The organism is Dietzia sp. HMSC21D01 (assembly GCF_001815995.1).
GTDB lineage: Bacteria > Actinomycetota > Actinomycetes > Mycobacteriales > Mycobacteriaceae > Dietzia > Dietzia cinnamea.
In genome coordinates, this window is sequence record NZ_KV824167.1 from 1 (window position 1) to 2,171 (window position 2,171).

A 2,171-nucleotide genomic window follows, 5' to 3' on the forward strand; every position below is an offset into this window, starting at 1 on the left:
GCTGGCGTCCCCACGACCGGTCGGTCTGACGCCGAGGCCGCCGCGACCGCGCCGGAGGCCGCACCCGCCGCGCCTGCCGAGTCGGGGGAGTCCATCTGGTCCCCGCGCCTGCGTCGCCGCACCGCCGCGCTGTGGATCGTGTGGTTCGGCATCAACTTCAGTTACTACGGCGCCTTCATCTGGCTGCCCAGCCTGCTCGTCTCGCAGGGCTTCGACCTGGTCAAGTCGTTCGGCTACACGCTCATCATCACGCTCGCCCAGCTGCCGGGCTACGCCGTGGCCGCCTGGCTCATCGAGGTGTGGGGGCGGCGGGTCACGCTCGCGGTGTTCCTCGTCGGCTCGGCGGTGTCGGCGGGTCTGTTCGGTCTGGCGGACTACCCGGCCACGATCATCGCCGCCGGCATGGCGCTGTCGTTCTTCAACCTCGGCGCGTGGGGCGCCCTCTATGCGATCGGCCCCGAGCTCTACCCGACCGCCACCCGCGGGTCCGGCACCGGCGCAGCGGCGGCGTTCGGGCGGATCGCCTCCATCATCGCGCCACTGCTCGTCCCGTTCCTGCTCGATCTGGGCGACACGGTGATGGTCTTCGGTGTGTTCGCGGCGGCCTTCGTCGTCGCCGCCCTGGCGGCCTTCACTCTCCCGGAGCGCAGGGGCGTCGCACTCGAGGACACCTGACCCCGTGCCGGGTCACGGCGCGCCGCGCGGTCACCCGCTGTCGTCGAGAAGACAGTTTCGCCCGTATCGGCCGAGTGGCCTTGTGCCGAACTGTCTTCTCGATGGTCGTCGCGCGCTCCGCTAAGCCAGCCGCCGCCCGAGCTCATCGGGTCGGCGCGGCGTTCAGTCGCGCTTCTCGCGCCTGTCGCCCAGCTCGCGAATCCGCTCCGACGCCGCCCGCAGCCTCTCCTCGCGCGCCTTCTCGTCGGCCTTCTTGAGCTTCTCGTACGTCTTCTCGTCGGAATCGGTGAACCGCAGCGCCAGCCGCGGGATCCCCAGCGTGAGCACCAGCGACGGCCACACGATCCACGCGTACTGCCAGTCCACGACGATCTGCAGGACGAGGAACGTGATGAGCGTCAGCCCGATCACCACGCCGTCCAGCGACTCGACCAGCTTGCCGCGGCGGCGCAGGTCCTCGAGGTCGGCGTCGGCGTCGCGGGTGGCCGGCGTCCGCGCGCCGGTGGGAGCCGGCACGAGAGACGACGGGGACGACGACGAGAGCGCGACCTCCCCGCCGCCCGCCGTGGCCGACTGCACGATCATGCCGTCCACCGACGTCAGCGGCGTCCCGCCCGGCAGGTCGGCGAACGAGTCGCGCAGCTGGGCGAGGGTGCGGGCCGCGGCCACGTCGCCGGACCGGGCGTGGAACTGTGAGTCGTCCAGGCGCCCGGACGCGTAGTGGTCGCCGAGCACGGTGAGGGCGTGCAGCCGTTCGGCGTCGGAGAGCAGCAGGTCGTCGGGCTCGGCCATGCCTTCCAGGCTATGACCGCTGGCGCGCCCGCACCATAGGGGATCGCCCCGATTCGCGGAGGCGGGGTCGTGGATTCCGACGAGTTCGCCGCGGGGGTGTCACGTTTCCGGATGCTCGTGCGTCGACAGGACATGAGCACACCACAGAGCAGGAACGACCAGCGCAAGCAGGTCAGCGCAGGCGCCATGACGTCGATGCTGGCGCTCGAGGCCTATACCCGGGCCCGGGTCTCACGGGACGACAGTCACCTCATCCGCCTGCGCGTCTCGGCGGTCAACGGCTGCCGCTACTGCGCGGCCATGCACCGCCGCGACGCCCGCAAGGACGGGTGGAGCGCCGACCGGATCGCGGCCGCCGAGGACTGGACCGCCCACGCCGACGAGTTCGCGGCGGACGAGCAGGCGGTGCTGCGGTTCGCCGACGCCGTCACCCGCATCGACGGCGAGGAGTTCGTCCCCGACGAGATCTGGGATGAGGTGGCGCGCTACCGCGGTGAGAGCGGGGCTGGACAGGTGCTGATGGACGTCGTCACCATCAACGCGTGGAACCGCATAGCGATCGCGACCCGGAAGGACCCGGGCTCGCTACGCGGGCTGATCCCGAGCGACCTCGAGCCGACGAGCCCGCGATGACCGCGGGCGTCCTCGCCGGAACGGGCGCGTCGACAGGCGAGCAGGCCGCCCCGCCCGGCGCGGCCCCGCCC

3 protein-coding genes are annotated in these 2,171 nt (G+C 71.9%); 2 read left to right on the forward strand and 1 reads right to left on the reverse strand.

Annotated features, from left to right (window positions below):
- A partial coding sequence (locus HMPREF3086_RS17270; protein ID WP_246831041.1) for an MFS transporter occupies positions 1–675 on the forward strand: 675 nt, incomplete at its 5' end.
- Positions 676–837: 162 nt separating this feature from the next.
- On the opposite strand, the gene HMPREF3086_RS17275 is transcribed toward HMPREF3086_RS17270, so the two are convergent.
- Positions 838–1,467 (reverse strand): DUF1707 SHOCT-like domain-containing protein, encoded by a 630-nt coding sequence (locus tag HMPREF3086_RS17275; protein ID WP_007625866.1) that lies wholly within the window; start codon positions 1,465–1,467, stop codon positions 838–840.
- Positions 1,468–1,536: 69 nt separating this feature from the next.
- Here HMPREF3086_RS17275 and HMPREF3086_RS17280 point away from each other — a divergent pair, with 69 nt between their 5' ends.
- Positions 1,537–2,100, forward strand: coding sequence for a carboxymuconolactone decarboxylase family protein (locus HMPREF3086_RS17280; RefSeq protein WP_083324511.1), 564 nt, complete (start codon positions 1,537–1,539; stop codon positions 2,098–2,100).
- Positions 2,101–2,171 lie beyond the last annotated feature (71 nt).